Origin of the sequence: Streptomyces asiaticus, assembly GCF_018138715.1 — a bacterium.
GTDB classification, from domain to species: Bacteria; Actinomycetota; Actinomycetes; order Streptomycetales; family Streptomycetaceae; genus Streptomyces; species Streptomyces asiaticus.
The window spans coordinates 1,847,819-1,866,984 of record NZ_JAGSHX010000006.1 but is presented as its reverse complement, the minus strand read 5'-3'; the positions used below and the strand labels follow the sequence as shown (position 1 = coordinate 1,866,984).

Genomic DNA, 19,166 nt, shown 5'->3' with positions numbered 1-19,166 from the left:
CCCCTTTCTGGGCGCACCACTCCGGTTTCTGGGCGCACCACTCCGGCTCCGACCCGGTTCCGGCCGGCCATCGCCGCCTGATGGCCCGGCGGGTTCCGGCTTCCCATCAGCTTAGGAACCGGGACCCCGCGGTTGGCCTGCTGGTCGGCCCGTTCCGGAATCACCGTGCGGATGCCGCGTCTGCGTAGGTGCTCGTGGATCGCGCGGGAGGAGTACGCCTTGTCGGCCAGGACCAGGTCCGGCCTGGTGCGGGGACGTCCTCGCCGACGGGGAACACGCAGGCGGGCCATGACCTCGGTGAAGGCAGGTGCATCACCGGCTTGTCCGGCGGTGAGAACGAACGCGAGGGGCCGACAGCGGGCATCGGCGGCGAGGTGGTATTCGACGGCGTCTCCGGCCACGGACCCACTTCGGTCCACGGCCGTGCGTGCCGGGCCGGAGAACGGACAGGAGCCGATGACGCCGCCGGGAGGCCAAGCTCCGTCTGCTTCACGGCAGTGACGAAGCCGGGCCCGAGGAGCGCAGGCCGCCACGGCTACTCATCGCTCAGCGTCCCGTTGCGTATCGCTGTCGGCGCTGTCGGCGCTGTCGGCGCTGTCGCTCTCCGCGCTTCCGTACTCCGCGAGGAACTCTGCAACCCGCTTGTCCTCCGTTCCGCGCCGCGCTATCCGGCGCGCGATCCATGCGGTGCCCCCACCGACGACGAGGACTAGTGCAGTGATCAGCACGACGCGGAATACGGTCGACAGCCCGAAGAGCGACGACAACCCCATTCCGATGAGCAAGCCGAAGACCAGGCCCACAGAGCCCCACACGATCGTGACGGTGTTGGTCAGCTGACGTTCCGTGAGATGTTCGTCGTAGTAGTCACCCCGGATGAGGTAGCGACCACTGGTGTTGCCGGTGCCGCCGGGCATGCTCATTGCTCACCGCTCCGTACTCGTCGTCCAAGGGTGGTAGTGGTTACCGGACCCCGCTGCTCCGGCTGTGATCAGGAGCAGAATCAGGGTCCTGCCCAACTCCTTGCCTTCCACACCTAGGCAGTTTCGTATGGATCAGTCGGTCGTTGGTCCGGGTGTGCCGTTGACTGATGCGCAGTGGGCGCGGATCGAGGCGTTACGCACTTGGTGGGCAGGCTTGACCGTTCTCGTCGTCGGCGGGCCTGATGCGGTCCAAAGGGGCTTCCCACTCGAGGCCACCTCCCCTCGGCCGCATGTAACGCCGTTTGGCTGAACGGCTTTCCGGTGCCCTTGACTCGCTCCTCAATCACGCCCTGCAACTCGCCCGTGCATCCGGTCTCGGTGTCTTCGACGAGCGTTCCCTTTGGGTACGGCAGATCGCCGTGGTTGAGCACCGTCGGCGGCTTCTCTTCTGTCTGTGCCATGATCCCAAGGCCCGAGGCTTCAGCCAGGTTGCCCTCGCCCGGCGTGCAGGCGTGTCCGTCTCCCTGCTCAGTAAGATCGAGGTGGGCGATCGCGCGCTGACGCAGGGCATTGCCGCCGCTCTCGCTCAGGTCACGGGTCTGACACTGGATGAGCTGCTGGGCACGGCCCCCGTCGAACGCTCCGACGAGAAAAGCCTTGCCGCCCTCAATTACGCCATTCGGCGGTTCGACATCCCCGATACGCCGCCGGCCCACCCCGAGGACCTTCCGCGCGGGCTGGCCGAGCTGAATGAGCACCGCTACCGGACCGAGCTGTCGGCGGTCCTTCAGAAGCTCCCCGGTGTGCTGGCCGATGCCACCAACTACGCGCACGCCACCCAATCGCCCGACGCCTGGACCCGTGTCGCCGACACCTACTCGGTGGTCTACTGGCTGGCCGCCCGGCACCGCTGGATGCACCTCGCCGAGCTGGCCGTCATGAAACAGCGGCTGGCCGCCGAGCGTGCGCACCCCATCGCGGCCACGGTGGCCGCCCGGGACGAGGCCGGAGCCTTCCTGAACTCCGGGGACTTTGCTGGCGGGTTGGCCATTGTGGACCGCGCCGTTGTCGAGGCCGAGTCGACCTTGCGAGGTCGTGATCGCGCGTACGGTCTGGGCATCCTGCACCTGCACCTGCGCGGGCTGACGCTGGCCGGTCGGGTCAAGGACAAGGCAACCGCTGAACGGCACATCGAGGCAGCATGGCAGGTGGCCGAGGAGTTTCCTGAGGACGTCGAAGACCACGGCATCCACTTCGGGCCCGAGAACACCGCTGTGCACGTCATTTCGACGGCCTCTGACAGGGAGGACTACCGTGAGTCCCTCAACACGGCGGATGACCTGATCCGGGGTGGGGTGACGCTTCCGGCCACGCGGGTTGGTCCGCTGCACATGAACATCAGCCGCTCGAAGCTCGCCCTGGGGACCGTGACGGGGCTCTCGAATCGCTCGAAGCGGCTTGGGACGTCGCGCCCGAGATGGCCCGTGTCCACCCGACCAGCCAAGAGCTGATGCGCGTGCTGACCTCGCTGCACCGCCGCAGTAACCCTCGTCTTACGAAGCTGGCCAAGCGGGCGGGCGTGCCCTTCTGAACCGTCCCGCCTTGGCGTGCTCCAGGTGATCAATGCGCAGTAGCATCGCACACCATCCAACGAGGAAGGGCGAACCCACGTGGTGGACATGAAAGCGGCCGCGCGCAAGGTCTTTGATGCGTACGACCTCGATGCCGACGGGCGGATAACCGCCAAGGAATACCAGCAGGTCGTCGCCGAGCTGCGTGGCGAGCACCTCACCGACGAACAGGCGCAGCAATTCATCGACGTACTCGACACGGACGGCGACGGCACGATGTCGTTCGAGGAGTTCTGGGCCCCGATGCAGGGCGTCGCGGACTGACCACGGGCGTTCCGGTCACCCCGCGCGCGGCGCCGGTCCGCAGCCGAAGGCCCGACGTGCGCTCCCGTACCCCGCCCCGGACCTCCGTCGGCCGCCTCCGTACGACCGCTCACCCCGTCGGCTTCGGGAGCCCGATCGGGTTGGGGAAGCGCAGGGCGGTGGCGCAGGCGGTGGTCAGGGGGGTGAGGAGGTGGACCAGGGCTGCCACCTGCTCGGGGGGCAGCGGGCGCCAGGGGCGTTCCGCCGCCTGGTCCGTCGCGGCCTCGGCCGTGCGGAGCAGTTCGCGTCCGGCCTCCGTCGCGGCTCCGTCCGGGGCGAGGAGGCCGCGGTCGGTCAGGCGCTGGGCGGCGGCGTCCCACTCCTGGTCGGTCCAGCCGCGGTGGGGCTGGAGCTCGGCGCGGGGGACGTCCACGGCGGAACGGAGGACGAGGGCTTCGCAGCCGTCGAGACCGGCGGCGACGAGGGCCGCGACATGGCCGTCGCCGCGGTGCTCCCGCAGCAGGGTCGCCGCGTGCCACAGTCGCTCGATCGGTTTGCCGGGAAAGTCCAGTGCGCCGTTCGCCGCGGCCAGTACCCGGCCGGAGCCGTCCAGGCCCGCCGCACGGGGGACCAGGGCCTCGACGGCGCGCTCCACCTCGCGCTCGTGCCCGGCGAGCAGCCGGGTGAGGGCGGCCGCGGCGCCCGCGCGGCGGAGCTCCAGGGCGCGCTCGGGCGCGGCCAGGGACCAGACGTCGGGCAGCGCGCGGGCCACCATCGCGGGGGCGAAGGTGAAGAAGGACGCCACGACGGGTTCCGGCCCGACCGGCCCGAGAGGCGCGGCACGGCCCGCGAAGTAGCCGCGCCAGAAGCCGCGGAGCCCGGCGTCCTCGTACGCGGCCCGGGCCTCCGGGGCGAAGTACGCGACCGCGTGGATCGGCTCGTAGAGGGCCCACATCGTGCGGGCGGTCGTCGCGGCGCTGGTGTTCATCGCCATGCTCCCTGCTCCCTTCAGGGCCGACCTGGGGCCGGACCACGACCGGCATTGTGTCAAGCTCACGGAACCCGGTGGTCGGGGTCGTACGTTGACCCGGATGTCTGGTTATGCGCCACCTGGCGCCACCTGACGCCACCTGACCGCCTGACGCGACCCTCGAGGAGAGCTGCTGTGACCCTGCGGCAAGAGATCGTCGGCAACGCCATGCAGATGGCGGTCTGCACCCTCCACCCTGGGCAGACCGTCTACTGCGAGGCCGGAAAGTTCCTGTTCAAGACGTCGAACGTGACGATGGAGACCCGGCTGTCCGGGCCCGGCGGGGGCGGCGGCCAGGCCGTCGGGGGCAACGGCGGGAGCGGCGGTAGCGGTGCGGGCGGTGGCATGGGCGGGATGCTGCGCCAGGCCATGGGCACCGCCATGCAGGTGGGGCAGCGGGCGCTGGCGGGGGAGTCGCTGGCGTTCCAGTACTTCACCTCCACCGGTGGCGAGGGCACCGTCGGCTTCGCGGGGGTGCTGCCCGGTGAGATGCGGGCGCTGGAGCTGGACGGGACGCGGGCGTGGTTCGCGGAGAAGGACGCCTTCGTGGCGGCCGAGTCCACCGTGGAGTTCGGCATCGCCTTCCAGGGCGGGAAGACCGGGCGCAGCGGCGGCGAGGGATTCATCCTGGAGACGTTCACCGGGCACGGCACCGTGATCATCTGTGGTGCGGGCAATTTCATCGACCTCAACCCGGCCGATTTCGGCGGCCGGATCGAGGTCGACACCGGCTGCATCGTGGCCTTCGAGGAAGGCATCCAGTACGGCGTGCAGCGCATCGGCGGGCTCAACCGCCAGGGGCTGATGAACGCGGTCTTCGGCGGTGAGGGGCTGTCGCTGGCCACGCTGGAGGGCAATGGCCGCGTGATCCTCCAGTCGCTCACCATCGAGGGCCTGGCGAACGCCCTGAAGAAGGCGCAGGGCGGTGACAAGCAGGGGCCGACGGGCGGGATGTTCTCCACCCACGCGGGGTGACGAGGGGCCCGCGCCCCCGGGACGCCGCCTCTTACCCGCCCGCGACGTAGAAGAGGAAGAAGAGGAAAGCGGCGATGAAGTGGACGCCCACGAGGTAGATGAAGACCCGCACCGTGAAGCTCATCGGCGCCCGGTCCTCCTCGTTCGGCCCGGTCCGGGCCGGCGTCGCGGGGGCCATCGGGACATCGGTCGCATCGGTCGCATCGGTCGCGCTCATGTCGTTCCCGTCCTTCATGGCATACCGGGCCTTCCTCGGTGAGCGGCGTCACCGAGACACAGCTCGGCCGCGCCGCTCTGGAGCAGCGTGTGGACGAAGAGCAGATCCACGCCGCCGGGCGAGGCGGCGGCGATGCGGTGCGGGGTGAGCGAGTCGAAATGGGCCGCGTCGCCCGCGGAGAGGGCGTGCACGGTCTCGCCGAGCGTGAGCCGCAGCCGGCCCCCCAGGACGTAGAGCCACTCCTCGCCGGGGTGGACCCGCACCAGGTCCTCCTGGGCGGCGGAGCGCTCCGGTACGTGCAGCCGCAGCGCCTGCATGGCCCGGCCGGAGCCGCCGGCCTGCCAGTAGGTCCAGCCGCCCGCCTCCTGCGCCTCCATGCGGTCGGCGCGTACGACCGGATCCCGCTCCGCGGGCACCTCGCCCAGCAGGTCGGATACCGTGGTTCCGTACGTACGTGCCAGGGTCAGCAGCATCGGGAGCGAGGGCTGGCGACGGCCCGTCTCCAGCCGGGACAGATGCGCGGGGGAGAGCCCCACGCGATGGGCGGCGGCCTCGAGGGTCAGACCGCTGCGTCGCCGCAGGTCACGAAGGCGGGGAGCGACAGTGGGCAGCTCGGCGGACGGTCCGCCGGCGTCACCGTCGGCCGGCCCGCCCGTGGGCCACTCGGCGGGCCCGTGGGGGAGCGGGTTCATATCTCCGGTATAGCCAGCCCTGACCTCTGAGGCAAAAAGTTTGCCTCAGAGGCAAGAGTTACGCTTTCGTTACCTCTTCTGGCGCTTCGCGCAGTTGTTGTGAACTCCCGGAGAACGGCGGTCACTTGGCATTGACACGACAGCGTCTACGCGCGTCATGCTAGGTCTATGACAATCCCCCCACGGATCGCCCGCATCGGTGCCCTCGGCGCCCTCGTCTCGACGCTGCTCATCGGCGGCGCGGCCACCGCGGCCACCGCCGTCACCCCGGCGGCATCGCACACCGTCGCGTCGTCGCAGGTCATCGCCGCCGTTGGCGACATCTGCTACTCGGATCTGCCCTCCCAGGCCCATGACACCCTGGACCTGATCGAGAAGGGCGGCCCCTACCCCTTCCCGCAGGACGGCACCGTCTTCCAGAACCGTGAAGGCGTCCTTCCGTCCCAGTCCTCCGGCTACTACCACGAGTACACCGTGATCACCCCGGGCTCCGACGACCGTGGCGCCCGCCGCATCGTCACCGGTAAGCAGACGGACGAGGACTACTACACCGCGGACCACTACGCCTCGTTCGACCTGGTGGACCGCGGCTGCTGACGTCGCCCACCGAAGACCGCCACCCCCCGCAACCGCGGCCGCTGCCCCCACGTTCGGGCAGCGGCCGCGGTGCTGTGCCCGCCCGCCCCCGCCCTCCGCGCCCGACGCCGCCCGGTATCGGCCGCGGGCCCCGGACCCGTATCGGCCGCGGGCCCCGGGAACCCCGAGCGGGCCATTGTCGTTGCTTCCCGATACCGTCTCGGTAGCAGCGGACGTGCGGGGAGGCATGGTGGCGAAGGGGCCGGAAGTGGTCACGTGTGGGGAGGCGATGCTCCTCCTGCTGGCCGAGCCCGGGGTTCCGCTGGACCGGGCTGTGCATTTCCGCAGGTCGGTGGCGGGAGCCGAATCCAATGTGGCCGTGGGCCTCGCCCGGCTCGGCCACGGTGTGCGCTGGCTCGGCCGGGTCGGCGCCGACCCCGCGGGGGAGGCGGTGCTGCGCGAGCTGCGCGCCGACTGCGTGGACGTCGCCCACGCGATCGTGGACGACCACGCCCCCACCGGGCTGCTGATGCGGGACAGCCACGCGTACCGCGCCATCGATGTGCAGTACTACCGCATGGGCTCGGCCGCCTCCCGGCTGACGCCCGAGCAGATACGCCCCGAGGCGCTCGAAGGCACCCAACTGCTGCATCTGTCCGGCATCACGCCCATGCTCTCGCCGACCGCGGCGGCCGCCAGCCGCCGCCTGGTGGAGCTGGCCCGTGCGGCCGGGGCCAAGGTGTCCTTCGATCCGAACGTACGGCACAAGCTGGGCGGCGCGGCGCAGTGGGCCCAGACGGCGGGCCCGTTGCTGCGCGACGCCGACATCGTCCTCGCGGGGGAGGAGGAGTTGGAGCTGCTCACCGCCCAACCCGCCGACGAGGCCGCGCGGGAGCTGCTGCGCGGCGGGGCCGACGAGGTCGTGATCAAGCGCGCCGACCACTCCTCGACCGTCCTCACCGCGGGCGGCGGCTGGGATCAGTCGCCCCACGCGGTGCCGGTCGTCGACCCGATCGGCGCCGGTGACGGCTTCGCGGCCGGCTATCTGTCGGCGCGGCTGCGCGGGCTGCACGAGGACCAGGCGCTCGCCGAGGCGGCGTGCGTGGCCGCCCTGGTCGTCCAGGCCGCCACCGATACGGACGGGCTGCCCACCGCCGCCGCGCGGGACCGGGCGCTCGCCGAGCTGTCCAAGGGCGGGGACGCGGTGTACCGCTGAACCGGCCGCGGTGTCCACGGCCCGCCCGCGGGGCCCGGATGCCGCGCACATCACACCAACCGCGCACCCCACACCAACCCCGCACTCCACAGCAACCGCGCACCCCACAACAGCACAGAGCAGCACCGGTAAGACGGACAACCCAGATACCGATCCGCCAAGCGCAGCACAGCACCGCGTATCGTCCATCGCACACCGAAACCGCCGCATATCCCGGAGGCAATCCGGGGCGGCATCGCCAGCAGCACCTGGGAGAGGAAGGCGGCGACCGCCGTGTACCGCTGGGAGATCACCCGGGCCGCGCTCGCGCAGCGCGTCCTCGCCATCGTCCGTAGCGACAGCTACGACCACGCCCACGCCACGGCGGACAGCCTGCTCTCCGCCGGTATCACCAGCCTGGAGATCTCGCTGACCACGCCCTTCGCCCTGGAGGCGGTCACCACCCTGATCCGGGAGGTCGGCGATGACGCGGTGATCGGCGCGGGCACGGTGCTCGATGGCGCCTCGGCCCGGATGGCGGTGGACGCGGGCGCCCGCTTCCTCGTCTCGCCGAGCCTGGACCCCGAGGTCATCCGCACCGGCCACCGCTACGGTCTGCCGGTCTTCCCCGGCGTGGCCACGCCCACCGAGGCGGTGCGCGCGATGGAGCTGGGAGCGGACGCCCTGAAGCTCTTCCCCGCCTCCGCCTACGGGCCCAGATGGGTCAGCGATGTACGGGCCGCCCTGCCGCAGGCCGCCGTGGTCCCCACGGGCGGGGTGACCCTGGCGGAGGCCCCGGACTGGGTCGCGGCCGGGGCCGTCGCGTGCGGAATGGGCTCGGCGCTGTCCGAGGGCGACCGGGACACCGTGGGCAAGCGCGCCGCCGAACTGCTGGCCCGCCTCGCGGATGTGGCGCCCCCGCTGGACTCGGCGCAGGAGCCGTACTGACGTCCTGAGGGCAGCACGCGACCCGTCCGTCCGGTGGTCAACGGCTTCCCGTGGGCCGGGACTTCTGCCACCCTGAGCGCGCTGTGATCATGCGGCTCGTAGCGGCCGCCCGCGCCCAGGAGGTGCCGTGAGACGTACCGTCACGCTGTCCGCCCTCGCCGCCGTGCTCGCCGCCACCGCCGCCGGTTCGGCGCTGGCCGTGGGCTCCACGGCGAATTCCGCGCCGGAACAAGCGCCTGCCGACCGCGCCCGGCAGCAGCGCGGCACCCTGCTCGACCGGGTGCCCGAGCGCGGGGTGCTGCGGGTGTGCACCACGGGCGACTACCGGCCCTTCAGCCATCGCGACCCCAAGTCCGGCGCCTACACGGGCATCGACATCAAGATGGCCGGGGACCTCGCCAAGAGCCTGGACGCCAAGCCGAAGTATGTGCCCACCACCTGGGCCACCCTCGTGGACGACCTCGCCGCCGGACGCTGCGACGTGGGCATGGGCGGAGTGTCGGTGACCCTGGCCCGCGCGCGTAAGGCGTCCTTCAGCGAGCCGTACCTCACCGACGGCAAGACGCCCATCGTGCGCTGCGAGGACAAGGACAAGTACCGGACGCTGGAGGAGATCGACCGGTCCGGCGTACGAGTCGTGGTCAACCCGGGTGGCACCAATGAGCAGTTCGCCCGGGCCCATATCAAACAGGCCACCCTCACCGTCCATCCGGACAACACAACGATCTTCGACGAGATCATCGCGGGCCGCGCCGATGTGATGATGACGGACGCCAGCGAGACCCGCTACCAGTCCGCGATCCACCCGGAGCTGTGCGCGGTCCACCCCGACGAGCCGTTCTCCTTCTCCGAGAAGGCGTACGTACTGCCGCGCGGCGACGCCCAGTTCAAGGAGTACGTCGATCAGTGGGTCCATCTGGCCACCCACGACGGTACGTACAAGAAGTACGAGGATGAGTGGATGAAGCGATGATGCGGCGATGACGCGGCGGCGGACACGAGAGTGACAGGGCGGCTGAAAATCCGGGCATCCTCGTACGACTCTCGCGTCCGTCGCCCTTCCGGCGGGCCCGGAGCGGGAAGATGGCCTCATGAGTCCCGCCCAGCCAGCGCGCCGCCGCTCGGACGCCGTCGCCAACCGCGCCGCCCTGCTCGACGCGGCCGAGCGGGTTCTGCTCCGCGACGGCCCCGCCGTGCCGCTGGAGGTGGTGGCGCGCGAGGCCGGGGTCGGCATCGCCACGCTGTACCGGAACTTCGCCGACCGCGAGGAGCTGTACGCGGCCGTCGTCCACCGCTCCTACGAACTCATGGCGGCCCTCGCCCAGGAGGCCGAGGACAGCGCGGCACCGCCGCTGGACGCGGTGGCCGGTTTTCTGCACGGGCTGCTCGCCGAGCGGCACCATCTCGCCCTGCCGCTGCTCGGTGCCCCGGGCCCGCTCTTGACGGACGAGGCCGACCCGCTCGGTTCGCGGATCTCCCGGTCGCTGGCCGCGGTCCTGAAGCGGGGTGTCGGCGACGGCTCGATCCGCCCCGACGCCACCGTCGCCGACCTCGTGGTCACCGGCGCGATGCTCGGCCACGCCCAACTCCCGCCCGACGCCTGGGGGCGCGCGGCCCGCCGTATCGCCGCGCTCGTCCTGGACGGTCTGCGCGCCCGCCCCGACACCGCCCCGCTGCCCGACGGGCTCACCGGGACCGAACTGGACCGGGTCATGACCCGTGGCGCGGGCGAAGCGGCGCCCCATTAGCCTGGGCCATTAGCCTGCCGAACACAGCGGGATGCGCATTTGCGCGAATCCGGGCGCGGCCCTCGTGCGGGTGCTACACGCTGACGGATGCCGGTTGTAATGCCCTGGACCGGTGACCGTTTCCTCGCCCCCGGAGAGACGACATGAGCAGTCCCCTCAGCCACCCCCTCGTGCGGACCTTTCTGTCCTCGGTCGAGCGGCAGACCGCGGCGCTTCCCGCCGCGTGGCGGGAGGAGTTGCTCGAGGACCTGCGCGAGGAGATCGCGGCGGCGCTCGCCGACGACCTCGGCGAGGATCCCGCCGGGGACGGCGATTCCGCGATCGGAGCTGAGCGGGTGCGACAGGTGCTCGACTGGATCGGCACCCCGGAGGAGATCGCGGCGGACGCGCTGGCCGAGGAGTCCGGCAGCCTCCCGCCCGAGCCGGAGGACGCCGGTGCCACCTGGGTGACGCTCGGCCTCGCCGTGCTGCCCGTACCGCTGTGCCTGGTCCCGGGCGTGGGCATACCCCTGGGGCTGGTCGCCGCCCTCGGCGCGCTCGTCCGGCTGTGGCGGTCCGCGCCCTGGGCGCGGCGCGAGAAGCGGCAGGCCACGCTGTTCGTCCTGTCGCCCCTGGTGACGGTGCCGGTCCTGGCGGTGGCGCTCTCCCTGGCGTTCGACGGGATCAGCGCCCCCTCGTTCGTGGCCTCCCTGCTGATAGCGCTCACCCTGCCCGTGGTCGGCGCCATACGGCTGGCCCGGTCCGCCGCCCGGCTGCGCGAGCAGGCGGGCGCGTGAAATCGAGGGGGAAGCCGTGGACGGCTGACAGCGTTGTCGGCTCCCGACTGATCACCTGTGCGTAGTTTGTCCTGACAACAGAACTTCACGACTTCCCGTCATGTGCTCATCCGGATACCCTCGGCCCGTGGCTATGGAGGAAGAAGACGCTTCGGGCGGGGCGGAGGCGCTCCAGCTCAGCGTCGATCGCAGCAGTCCGGTCCCGCTGTACTTCCAGCTGTCCCAGCAGCTCGAGGCGGCGATCGAGCAGGGGCGGCTGGCGCCCGGGAGCCTGCTGGGCAACGAGATCGAGCTGGCCGGTCGGCTCGGGCTGTCCCGCCCCACCGTCCGGCAGGCCATCTCGTCGCTGGTCGACAAGGGGCTGCTGGTGCGCCGCCGGGGCGTGGGCACCCAGGTCGTGCACAGCCAGGTCAAGCGCCCGCTGGAGCTGAGCAGCCTCTACGACGACCTGGAGGCGGCCGGTCAGCGCCCCGCCACCCAGGTGCTGCGGAACACCACCGAGCCCGCGACCGCCCAGGTCGCCGCCGCCCTCGGCGTCGCCGAGGGCGAAGAGGTGGTGCTGATCGAGCGGCTGCGGCTGGCGCACGGCGAGCCCATGGCCCATCTGCGCAACCACCTCCCGGTGGGCCTGCTCAAGCTGGACAGCGCCGAGCTGGAGGACACCGGGCTCTACCGGCTGATGCGCGCGGCCGGGATCACCCTGCACAGCGCCCGCCAGGCGGTCGGCGCCCGCGCGGCCACCGCCGAGGAGGGGGAGCAGCTCGGGGAGCCGGAAGGCGCGCCGCTGCTGACCATGGAGCGCACGACCTTCGACGACACCGGCCGGGCCGTGGAGTTCGGCTCCCACACCTACCGGGCCTCGCGCTACGCCTTCGAGTTCCAGCTGCTCGTACGCCCCTGAGCGCCCCGCACGCCGTGTGCCGCGCCCTTTGTCCTTGACGTGTCCCGCGTCCCCGGCTACAAGTCCTCAAGCCGTACGGGCGCCGGGGCCCTCGCCCACCCCGGCAGCCCCGGCGATGACCGGTGACGGATACTTGGGCGGCGGCCGGGACCGATCATGCGGTGCCCGGCCGCGAAGGTGACAGCGGGACGAACACACAGTGAGAAGGGCGGGTCTTCGTGGCGACGGTGCGGAGAGGGGCACGCGCTATGACCGCCGCCGTGCTGGCGGCGGTGCTGGGTACGGCGTTGGCGGGGTGCAGCGATACGGGCGGCAAGCGGGCCGAGGAGCGGGCCGCCCGGGAGGCGGCCGCCGGGGGACGGGCGGCTGTCAACACCCCGAAGTGGACCTTCGCGATGGTCACCCACTCCGGAGACGGGGACACCTTCTGGGACATCGTCCAGAGCGGCGCCAAGCAGGCCGCGGTCAAGGACAACATCAAGTTCCTCTACGCCCACAACGAGGAGGGCAAGGAGCAGGCCCAGCTGGTCCAGTCCTACATCGACCAGAAGGTCGACGGCCTGATCGTCACCCTCGCCAAGCCCGACGCCATGAAGTCCGTGGTGAAGAAGGCCCACAAGGCCGGGATACCGGTGATCACCGTCAACTCCGGCGCCGAGGTGTCCAAGGCGTTCGGCGCGCTCACCCACGTCGGCCAGGACGAGACCATCGCGGGCGAGGCCGTCGGCGACGAGCTCAACAAGCGGGGCCAGAAGAAGGCTCTGTGCGTCCTCCACGAGCAGGGCAACGTCGGCCTCGAGCAGCGCTGCGACGGCGCGGCCAAGACCTTCGACGGCAAGATGGAGAAGATCTACGTCGAGGGCACCAACATGCCCGATGTGCAGTCCTCGATCGAGGCCAAGCTCCAGTCGGACAAGGGCATCGACACCGTGCTGACCCTGGGCGCGCCCTTCGCGGACACCGCCGCCAAGGCCGCCGACCAGGCGGGCAGCAAGGCCGAGATCGACACCTTCGACCTCAACGCCAAGGTCGCCGCCGCGCTCCAGGACGACACGCTCGGCTTCGCCGTGGACCAGCAGCCGTATCTCCAGGGCTATGAGGCCGTGGATCTGCTGTGGCTCAACCGCTACAACGCCGATGTGCTCGGTGGCGGCAAGCCGGTGCTCACCGGTCCGCAGATCATCACCAAGGACGACGCCGCCGAGCTCGCCTCGTACACGAAGCGGGGGACCCGATGAGCGCGGTGGCACCGCCCGCCGAGGAGACGCTCGAGAGCCGGCCGGTGCGCGGCTCGCTGCCGCGCCGGCTGGTGGGCCGGCCGGAGCTGGGCGCGGTCGTCGGCGCCGTCGCCGTCTTCGTCTTCTTCTCGGTCGTCGCCGACGCCTTCCTCCAGTGGTCCAGCTTCAGCACCGTGCTGTACGCCTCCTCGACCATCGGGATCATGGCGGTGCCGGTGGCGCTGCTGATGATCGGCGGGGAGTTCGACCTCTCGACCGGGGTCCTGGTGACCAGCTCGGCGCTGATCTCCTCGATGTTCTCGTACCAGATGACGGCGAACGTGTGGGTCGGGGTCGGGGTGTCCCTGCTGGCCACCCTCGCGATCGGCTTCTTCAACGGCTATCTGCTGGTCCGCACCAATCTGCCGAGTTTCATCATCACCCTCGGCACCTTCCTGATCCTCCAGGGCTGCAACCTCGGCTTCACCAAGCTGATCAGCGACACCGTCTCCACCAAGAGCATCTCCGACATGGAGGGCTTCCCCTCCGCCCGTAAGGTCTTCGCCTCGCATCTGACCATCGGGGATGTCGAGGTGCAGATCACCGTCCTGTGGTGGTTCGCCCTGATCGCGCTCGCCACCTGGATCCTGCTGCGCACCCGCGCCGGGAACTGGATCTTCGCGGTGGGCGGCGCCAAGGAGGCGGCCCGCGCGGTCGGCGTCCCCGTGGAGCGCACCAAGATCGGCCTCTATCTGGGCGTCGCGCTGGCCGCCTGGATCTCCGGCCAGCATCTGCTGTTCACCTACGACGTGGTCCAGTCCGGCGAGGGCGTGGGCAATGAGCTGCTCTACATCATCGCGGCCGTCATCGGCGGCTGTCTGCTGACCGGCGGCTACGGTTCGGCGGTCGGCGCGGCCGTCGGCGCGTTCATCTTCGGCATGACCAACAAGGGCATCGTCTACGCGCAGTGGGGCGCCGACTGGTTCAAGTTCTTCCTCGGGGCGATGCTGCTGCTCGCCACGCTGCTCAACTGGTGGGTCCGCAAGCGGGCGGAGGAGAGCAAATGAGTGCGTCCCAGGCATCCAAGGCATCTCAGACATCTCCGGCGCCCCGGGCGGCCCTGGTCGCGCTGAGCGACATCAGTAAGTACTACGGCAACGTCAAGGCCCTGGAGGGCGTCTCCCTCGAGGTGCACGCCGGGGAGATCACCTGCGTCCTCGGGGACAACGGCGCGGGCAAGTCCACCCTCATCAAGATCGTCGCGGGGCTGCACCAGCACGACGGCGGCACCCTCGCCATCGAGGGGGAGGAGACCCGGCTGGGCTCCCCGCGCGAGGCCCTCGACCGCGGGATCGCCACGGTCTACCAGGACCTCGCCGTGGTCCCGCTGATGCCGGTGTGGCGGAACTTCTTCCTGGGCTCGGAGATCCACAAGGGCCGCGGACCGCTCCGCCGCCTCGACGTGGAGGCGATGCGCACCACGACCCACCGCGAACTGCTGCGCATGGGCATCGATCTGCGCGATGTCGACCAGCCCATCGGCACCCTCTCCGGCGGCCAGCGCCAGTGCGTGGCCATCGCCCGCGCCGTCCACTTCGGCGCGAAGGTGCTCATCCTGGACGAGCCCACGGCGGCGCTGGGCGTCAAGCAGTCCGGCGTCGTGCTCAAGTACGTCGCGGCCGCCCGGGACGCGGGCCTCGGCGTGGTCCTCATCACCCACAACCCGCACCACGCCTATCTCGTCGGCGACCGCTTCGTGCTGCTCAAGCGCGGCGCCATGGCGGGCAGCCACGCCAAGGACGAGATCGCCCTGGAGGAGCTCACCCGGCAGATGGCGGGCGGCAGCGAGCTGGAGCAGCTCAGCCATGAGCTGGCCCGCACCCCCGCCCCCGACCTGTCGGGAGGGGTCGCCAAGGGCTGAGCGGGGTCGTCATGGGCTGAGAGAGGTCGTCGGGGGCTGGGAGAGGTCGTCAAGGGCTGAGCGGCCGGGTCGTCGGCCGTGTTCCGGTGCCTCCCGGGGGCCGCGCGCCGTAGGCTCGCCATGCGGCATGAGGCGCGGGTGAGGCACAATCGCACGGCGGGCCACACCCGCCACGACCGACGCACCCGAGGCCGCGCGGCCTCCCGAGACCCCCGCAGGGACGACGAACTCTTGCGAGCACGTACCCGCAGCGACCGCACCCCCCACACCGGCGAGGGAGCCGGCCGATGAGCATCTACCGCGAACGAGTGCACCGGGGCTCGGCCCGGGCCACCGTGCTGCGGACCGTCGGCACCCGTGAGCGCCGCTCGCACCTCAGCGCGCCCCGGGTGCCCACGGTCGGCATCGACATCGGCGGCACCAAGGTGATGGCCGGGGTCGTCGACGCCGACGGCAACATCCTCGAGAAGCTGCGCACCGAGACCCCGGACAAGTCCAAGAGCCCCAAGGTCGTCGAGGACACCATCACCGAGCTGGTGCTGGACCTCTCCGACCGGCACGATGTGCACGCCGTGGGCATCGGCGCCGCGGGCTGGGTGGACGCCGACCGCAACCGCGTGCTGTTCGCCCCGCACCTGTCCTGGCGCAACGAACCGCTGCGCGACCGGCTCGCGGAGCGGCTCGACGTCCCGGTCCTGGTCGACAACGACGCCAACGCCGCCGCGTGGGCGGAGTGGCGGTTCGGCGCCGGACGCGACGAGGACCATCTCGTCATGATCACCCTCGGCACCGGGATCGGCGGCGCGATCCTGGAGGACGGCCAGGTCAAGCGCGGCAAGTACGGGGTCGCCGGGGAGTTCGGCCATATGCAGGTCGTCCCGGCCGGTCACCGCTGCCCATGCGGCAACCGCGGCTGCTGGGAGCAGTACAGCTCCGGCAACGCCCTCGTCCGCGAGGCCCGTGAACTGGCCGCCGCCGAATCGCCGGTGGCCTACGGGATCAACGACCGGGTCGGCGGCAACATCCAGGAGATCACCGGGCCGCTGATCACCGAGCTGGCCCGCCAGGGCGACGCCATGTGCGTCGAACTGCTCCAGGACATCGGCCAGTGGCTCGGCGTCGGCATCGCCAATCTCGCCGCCGCCCTCGACCCCTCCTGCTTCGTCATCGGCGGCGGCGTCAGCGCCGCCGACGACCTGCTGATCGACCCGGCCCGCAACGCCTTCCGGCGCACCCTCACCGGCCGCGGCTACCGGCCGGAGGCCCGGATCGTCAAGGCGCAGCTGGGCCCCGAGGCCGGGATGGTCGGCGCCGCCGACCTCGCCCGGCTGGTCGCCCGCCGCTTCCGGCGCGCCAACCGCCGCCGCGTCGAGCGCTACGAGCGGGCCGGGTCCTCCTCCCCGCTGCGGCTGGCGCCGCGCAGTCAGGCAGGCCGCGAATGACCGCCGCCGACCAGCGGCCCGGCGCCGCGATGCCCCCGGCCGACGGGATGCGCCCCGGCGGGCCCACACCGGGCGGCCCCACACCGGGCGGCCCCACGTCCGGCGGGCCCGTGCCCGGTGGCGGCCGTCCGCCCCGCCGCTGGCTCAAGATCATTGTCGTCTTCCTGCTGATCGCGATCCCGGCGGGCTATCTGGTGATCTCCGCCCTCCAGAGCCGCAACGGCGGTGAGGACAAGGCGGAGGCGGCGTCGGCCAAGGGCCTCAGCGCGGGCTATCCGACCCGGGTGCAGCGGCGCATATACGACGTGCCGGTGCCGCCGTACTCCGAGAAGGTCGCCTTCTACGAGACCAACTCCTGGAAGGTCAGCTCGCTGTACGTGCAGTTCGTCACGTCCCGCGATGGCCTCGACTCGTTCCTGACCAAGCTCGGCACCCGCCGCTCCGCCCTGGACAAGGGCGAGGTGACCATCACCAAGGAGCAGGCCAGGAAGGTCGGTTGGCAGGTCGGAGCGCCCGGTCACGACTGGGCGGGGACGGTCATCAAGCAGAAGGATCCCCAACCCAAGCTGAGGATCACGGTCAAGTTCGACAACCCCGTGCATCCGAAGGTTTACGTGGTCTCCACGGTCACGCCGTAAGGCCTTCACGTTCTGGGTACATCGCGCCCGAAAACCCCGCCACCCGTGTCGGATACCGTTTTCGGGTGAGCGAGACGAAGACACTTCAGTACCGGACCGACGGCCCCGAGGACGGGCCCGTGCTCGTCCTCGGACCGTCGCTGGGCACCACCTGGCACATGTGGGACCGCCAGATACCCGAGCTCTCCCGCCACTGGCGCGTCCTCCGCTTCGACCTCCCCGGCCACGGCGGCGCCCCCGCCCACCCGGCCACCTCCGTGGCCGAGTTCGCCGCCCGGCTGCTGGCCACCCTCGACCAGCTCGGCGTCGAGCGCTTCGGCTACGCGGGCTGCTCGATCGGCGGGGCCATCGGCGCCGAACTGGCACTGCGACATCCCCATAGAGTGGGCTCACTCGCCCTCGTCTCCGCCTCCCCGCGCTTCGGCACCGCCGACTCCTTCCGGCAGCGCGGCGTCGTGGTCCGCACCAACGGCCTCGACCCGATCGCCCGCGCCACCCCCGAGCGCTGGTTCACCCCCGGCTTCGCCGCCGCCCAGCCCGCCATCGTCGAGTGGGCCGTCCAGATGGTCCGCACCACCGACCCCGGCTGCTACATAGCCGCCTGCGAGGCCCTCGCCGCCTTCGACATCCGTGCCGAGCTCAGCCGGATCGGCGTCCCCACCCTCGTGGTGGCCGGCGCCGACGACCAGGTCACCCCGGCCGCCGACGCCCGCGTCCTGGTCGCCGGGATCGCCGACGCACGGCTCGCGCTGGTCCCCGGCGCCTCCCATCTCACCCCCGTCGAGCAGCCGATGGCCGTCACCGATCTGCTGGTGCGCCACTTCTCCAGCTCCTGGCAGAGCCCGGACCACCCGACCGGGATGACCGCGATCCCCGCGCCCCCGCCCAAGCCCGTGCTCTCGACGGTGCCGCCCGGCGCCGAGGTCGTCGGTTTCGGCCACAACGTGCCCGAACCGCTGCTGGACGCCCGAGCCGACGCGTACGACCAGGGCATCAAGGTGCGCCGCGAGGTGCTCGGCGACGCCCATGTGGACCGGGCGCAGTCCCTGGCCGACGAGTTCACCGGCGACTTCCAGGACTTCATCACCCGCTATGCCTGGGGCGAGGTGTGGACCCGGCCCGGCATCGACCGGCGGATCCGCAGCGTGGTCACCCTCACCGCCCTCGCCGCCCGCGGCCACCTCGACGAACTCGCTTTCCACACCCGGGCCGCGCTGCGCAACGGGCTCACCCCCACCGAGATCAAGGAGGTGCTGCTGCACACCGGCGTCTACTGCGGGGTGCCGACGGCGAACTCCGCCTTCGCCGTGGCCCAGCGGATCATCCGCGAGGAGACGAGCCCGGAGGGCTGAGCCCGGAAGGCTGAGCGGAAAGGCTGAGCGCAAAGGCCCGGAAGGGCAGTGCGGTCAACGGGGCCCGCGGTAGCACAATGATCTCCATGAAGCTCACCAAGAAGGGCCATGCCTGCGTCCGGATCGAGAAGGACGGGCAGACGCTCGTCATCGACCCCGGAGCCTTCAGCGAAGCCGACGCCGCGGTCGGGGCGGACGCGATCCTGGTCACCCACGAGCACCTCGACCACTTCGACGAGGAGCGGCTGCGCACGGCGCTCGACGCCAACCCCGCCGCCCAGATCTGGACGCTCCACAGCGTCGCCCACCACATCTCGGCGGCGTTCCCCGGGCGGGTGAACACCATCGGGGAGGGCGACAGCTTCAACGCGGCGGGCTTCGACATCGAGGTCCACGGCCAGCTGCACGCCATCATCCACCCCGATATCCCCCGGATCACCAATGTGGGCTATCTGCTGGACGGCACGCTCTTCCACCCCGGCGACGCCCTCACCGTGCCCGCCGGGCACCGGGTGGAGACCCTGATGCTGCCGGTGCACGCCCCCTGGAACAAGTTCGCCGAGATCCTCGACTACGTCCGCGCGGTCGGCCCGCGCCGGGCCATCGACATCCACGACGCCCTGCTGTCCGACGTCGCGCACACGGTCTACGGCCGGATGCTCGGCCCCGAGGGTCCCGGCACGGAAGGCGCCGAGCACCTGCGGCTGACCCCGGGCGAATCCCTCACCCTCTGAGGGCCGG

Annotated in this window: 21 protein-coding genes and 1 pseudogene; 17 read left to right on the top strand and 5 right to left on the bottom strand. The window is 71.3% G+C overall.

Annotated elements, in window-relative coordinates; translation table 11 throughout:
- Positions 1-74: 74 nt before the first annotated feature.
- Together KHP12_RS52410 and KHP12_RS15610 are read right to left on the bottom strand one after the other, a co-directional pair.
- Positions 75-404 (bottom strand): annotated as a pseudogene (locus KHP12_RS52410) (transposase); the annotation flags it as partial.
- Positions 405-539: 135 nt separating this feature from the next.
- A complete protein-coding gene (locus KHP12_RS15610; protein ID WP_211833067.1) occupies positions 540-923 on the bottom strand; it encodes a hypothetical protein in 384 nt (127 codons plus the stop codon).
- 302 nt (positions 924-1,225) lie between these two features.
- Here KHP12_RS15610 and KHP12_RS15605 point away from each other — a divergent pair, with 302 nt between their 5' ends.
- Together KHP12_RS15605 and KHP12_RS15600 are read left to right on the top strand one after the other, a co-directional pair.
- Positions 1,226-2,434 (top strand): helix-turn-helix domain-containing protein, encoded by a 1,209-nt coding sequence (locus KHP12_RS15605; protein ID WP_246643120.1) that lies wholly within the window; start codon positions 1,226-1,228, stop codon positions 2,432-2,434.
- Positions 2,435-2,602: 168 nt separating this feature from the next.
- Positions 2,603-2,818, top strand: coding sequence for an EF-hand domain-containing protein (locus KHP12_RS15600; RefSeq protein ID WP_245011171.1), 216 nt, complete (start codon positions 2,603-2,605; stop codon positions 2,816-2,818).
- Between the two features lie 109 nt (positions 2,819-2,927).
- Here the strand turns inward: KHP12_RS15600 and KHP12_RS15595 are convergent, their stop codons facing one another.
- On the bottom strand, positions 2,928-3,785 hold the full coding sequence (locus tag KHP12_RS15595; RefSeq protein WP_086882378.1) for an SCO6745 family protein: 858 nt from the start codon (positions 3,783-3,785) through the stop codon (positions 2,928-2,930).
- 177 nt (positions 3,786-3,962) lie between these two features.
- Between KHP12_RS15595 and KHP12_RS15590 the strand changes: the two genes are divergently transcribed.
- The gene (locus KHP12_RS15590; RefSeq protein WP_086882377.1) at positions 3,963-4,802 is read left to right on the top strand and encodes an AIM24 family protein; all 840 of its coding nucleotides are present in this window, start codon (positions 3,963-3,965) and stop codon (positions 4,800-4,802) included.
- 31 nt (positions 4,803-4,833) lie between these two features.
- On the opposite strand, the gene KHP12_RS15585 is transcribed toward KHP12_RS15590, so the two are convergent.
- Entirely contained in the window at positions 4,834-5,019 is a 186-nt protein-coding gene (locus KHP12_RS15585; protein WP_244202874.1) for a DUF6126 family protein, read from the bottom strand.
- A 14-nt stretch (positions 5,020-5,033) separates the two neighbouring features.
- On the bottom strand, positions 5,034-5,711 hold the full coding sequence (locus KHP12_RS15580) for a helix-turn-helix domain-containing protein (protein ID WP_244202873.1): 678 nt from the start codon (positions 5,709-5,711) through the stop codon (positions 5,034-5,036).
- A gap of 168 nt (positions 5,712-5,879) precedes the next feature.
- On the opposite strand from KHP12_RS15580, the gene KHP12_RS15575 reads away from it, so the two are divergent.
- The 14 genes from KHP12_RS15575 to KHP12_RS15510 all read left to right on the top strand — a co-directional run bounded on the left by KHP12_RS15575 (position 5,880) and on the right by KHP12_RS15510 (position 19,159).
- Positions 5,880-6,308 carry a ribonuclease gene (locus tag KHP12_RS15575; RefSeq protein ID WP_037949281.1) on the top strand — a complete coding sequence of 143 codons (429 nt, stop codon included), beginning with the start codon at positions 5,880-5,882 and terminating at the stop codon, positions 6,306-6,308.
- A gap of 226 nt (positions 6,309-6,534) precedes the next feature.
- Positions 6,535-7,503 carry a sugar kinase gene (locus KHP12_RS15570; protein WP_211833066.1) on the top strand — a complete coding sequence of 323 codons (969 nt, stop codon included), beginning with the start codon at positions 6,535-6,537 and terminating at the stop codon, positions 7,501-7,503.
- Positions 7,504-7,776: 273 nt separating this feature from the next.
- Complete coding sequence (locus KHP12_RS15565) at positions 7,777-8,430, top strand: bifunctional 4-hydroxy-2-oxoglutarate aldolase/2-dehydro-3-deoxy-phosphogluconate aldolase (RefSeq protein ID WP_037949278.1); 654 nt, start codon at positions 7,777-7,779, stop codon at positions 8,428-8,430.
- Between the two features lie 127 nt (positions 8,431-8,557).
- A complete protein-coding gene (locus KHP12_RS15560; protein WP_086880422.1) occupies positions 8,558-9,403 on the top strand; it encodes a transporter substrate-binding domain-containing protein in 846 nt (281 codons plus the stop codon).
- Between the two features lie 118 nt (positions 9,404-9,521).
- Positions 9,522-10,178 carry a TetR/AcrR family transcriptional regulator gene (locus tag KHP12_RS15555; RefSeq protein ID WP_086880423.1) on the top strand — a complete coding sequence of 219 codons (657 nt, stop codon included), beginning with the start codon at positions 9,522-9,524 and terminating at the stop codon, positions 10,176-10,178.
- A gap of 143 nt (positions 10,179-10,321) precedes the next feature.
- Positions 10,322-10,954 carry an HAAS signaling domain-containing protein gene (locus tag KHP12_RS15550; RefSeq protein ID WP_086880424.1) on the top strand — a complete coding sequence of 211 codons (633 nt, stop codon included), beginning with the start codon at positions 10,322-10,324 and terminating at the stop codon, positions 10,952-10,954.
- 133 nt (positions 10,955-11,087) lie between these two features.
- On the top strand, positions 11,088-11,855 hold the full coding sequence (locus KHP12_RS15545) for a GntR family transcriptional regulator (RefSeq protein WP_051572816.1): 768 nt from the start codon (positions 11,088-11,090) through the stop codon (positions 11,853-11,855).
- A gap of 248 nt (positions 11,856-12,103) precedes the next feature.
- On the top strand, positions 12,104-13,093 hold the full coding sequence (locus tag KHP12_RS15540; protein WP_037949273.1) for a sugar ABC transporter substrate-binding protein: 990 nt from the start codon (positions 12,104-12,106) through the stop codon (positions 13,091-13,093).
- On the top strand, positions 13,090-14,139 hold the full coding sequence (locus KHP12_RS15535) for an ABC transporter permease (RefSeq protein WP_086880425.1): 1,050 nt from the start codon (positions 13,090-13,092) through the stop codon (positions 14,137-14,139). The genes KHP12_RS15540 and KHP12_RS15535 overlap by 4 nt, the downstream gene beginning before the upstream one ends.
- Positions 14,136-14,993: an ATP-binding cassette domain-containing protein gene (locus KHP12_RS15530; RefSeq protein WP_086880426.1), complete on the top strand. Its 858-nt coding sequence runs from the start codon at positions 14,136-14,138 to the stop codon at positions 14,991-14,993. The genes KHP12_RS15535 and KHP12_RS15530 overlap by 4 nt, the downstream gene beginning before the upstream one ends.
- Positions 14,994-15,280: 287 nt before the next feature.
- Entirely contained in the window at positions 15,281-16,435 is a 1,155-nt protein-coding gene (locus KHP12_RS15525; protein ID WP_086880427.1) for an ROK family glucokinase, read from the top strand.
- A complete protein-coding gene (locus KHP12_RS15520; RefSeq protein WP_246643118.1) occupies positions 16,432-17,073 on the top strand; it encodes a hypothetical protein in 642 nt (213 codons plus the stop codon). The genes KHP12_RS15525 and KHP12_RS15520 overlap by 4 nt, the downstream gene beginning before the upstream one ends.
- Before the next feature lie 65 nt (positions 17,074-17,138).
- On the top strand, positions 17,139-18,425 hold the full coding sequence (gene pcaDC / locus KHP12_RS15515; protein WP_086880428.1) for a bifunctional 3-oxoadipate enol-lactonase/4-carboxymuconolactone decarboxylase PcaDC: 1,287 nt from the start codon (positions 17,139-17,141) through the stop codon (positions 18,423-18,425).
- 86 nt (positions 18,426-18,511) lie between these two features.
- Positions 18,512-19,159, top strand: a complete 648-nt coding sequence (locus KHP12_RS15510) for an MBL fold metallo-hydrolase (RefSeq protein WP_086880430.1) — start codon at positions 18,512-18,514, stop codon at positions 19,157-19,159.
- The last annotated feature ends 7 nt before the right edge of the window (positions 19,160-19,166 follow it).

What these genes read in the sequence shown, in the direction of transcription:
- KHP12_RS15610 (WP_211833067.1), bottom strand. Translation starts at nt 923, where the DNA reads ATGAGCATGCCCGGCGGCACCGGCAACACCAGTGGTCGCTACCTCATC.
- KHP12_RS15600 (WP_245011171.1), top strand. Translation starts at nt 2,603, where the DNA reads ATGAAAGCGGCCGCGCGCAAGGTCTTTGATGCGTACGACCTCGATGCC.
- KHP12_RS15595 (WP_086882378.1), bottom strand. Translation starts at nt 3,785, where the DNA reads ATGAACACCAGCGCCGCGACGACCGCCCGCACGATGTGGGCCCTCTAC.
- KHP12_RS15585 (WP_244202874.1), bottom strand. Translation starts at nt 5,019, where the DNA reads ATGAGCGCGACCGATGCGACCGATGCGACCGATGTCCCGATGGCCCCC.
- KHP12_RS15580 (WP_244202873.1), bottom strand. Translation starts at nt 5,711, where the DNA reads ATGAACCCGCTCCCCCACGGGCCCGCCGAGTGGCCCACGGGCGGGCCG.
- KHP12_RS15575 (WP_037949281.1), top strand. Translation starts at nt 5,880, where the DNA reads ATGACAATCCCCCCACGGATCGCCCGCATCGGTGCCCTCGGCGCCCTC.
- KHP12_RS15570 (WP_211833066.1), top strand. Translation starts at nt 6,535, where the DNA reads ATGGTGGCGAAGGGGCCGGAAGTGGTCACGTGTGGGGAGGCGATGCTC.
- KHP12_RS15555 (WP_086880423.1), top strand. Translation starts at nt 9,522, where the DNA reads ATGAGTCCCGCCCAGCCAGCGCGCCGCCGCTCGGACGCCGTCGCCAAC.
- KHP12_RS15550 (WP_086880424.1), top strand. Translation starts at nt 10,322, where the DNA reads ATGAGCAGTCCCCTCAGCCACCCCCTCGTGCGGACCTTTCTGTCCTCG.
- KHP12_RS15545 (WP_051572816.1), top strand. Translation starts at nt 11,088, where the DNA reads ATGGAGGAAGAAGACGCTTCGGGCGGGGCGGAGGCGCTCCAGCTCAGC.
- KHP12_RS15540 (WP_037949273.1), top strand. Translation starts at nt 12,104, where the DNA reads ATGACCGCCGCCGTGCTGGCGGCGGTGCTGGGTACGGCGTTGGCGGGG.
- KHP12_RS15535 (WP_086880425.1), top strand. Translation starts at nt 13,090, where the DNA reads ATGAGCGCGGTGGCACCGCCCGCCGAGGAGACGCTCGAGAGCCGGCCG.
- KHP12_RS15530 (WP_086880426.1), top strand. Translation starts at nt 14,136, where the DNA reads ATGAGTGCGTCCCAGGCATCCAAGGCATCTCAGACATCTCCGGCGCCC.
- KHP12_RS15525 (WP_086880427.1), top strand. Translation starts at nt 15,281, where the DNA reads ATGAGCATCTACCGCGAACGAGTGCACCGGGGCTCGGCCCGGGCCACC.
- KHP12_RS15520 (WP_246643118.1), top strand. Translation starts at nt 16,432, where the DNA reads ATGACCGCCGCCGACCAGCGGCCCGGCGCCGCGATGCCCCCGGCCGAC.
- KHP12_RS15510 (WP_086880430.1), top strand. Translation starts at nt 18,512, where the DNA reads ATGAAGCTCACCAAGAAGGGCCATGCCTGCGTCCGGATCGAGAAGGAC.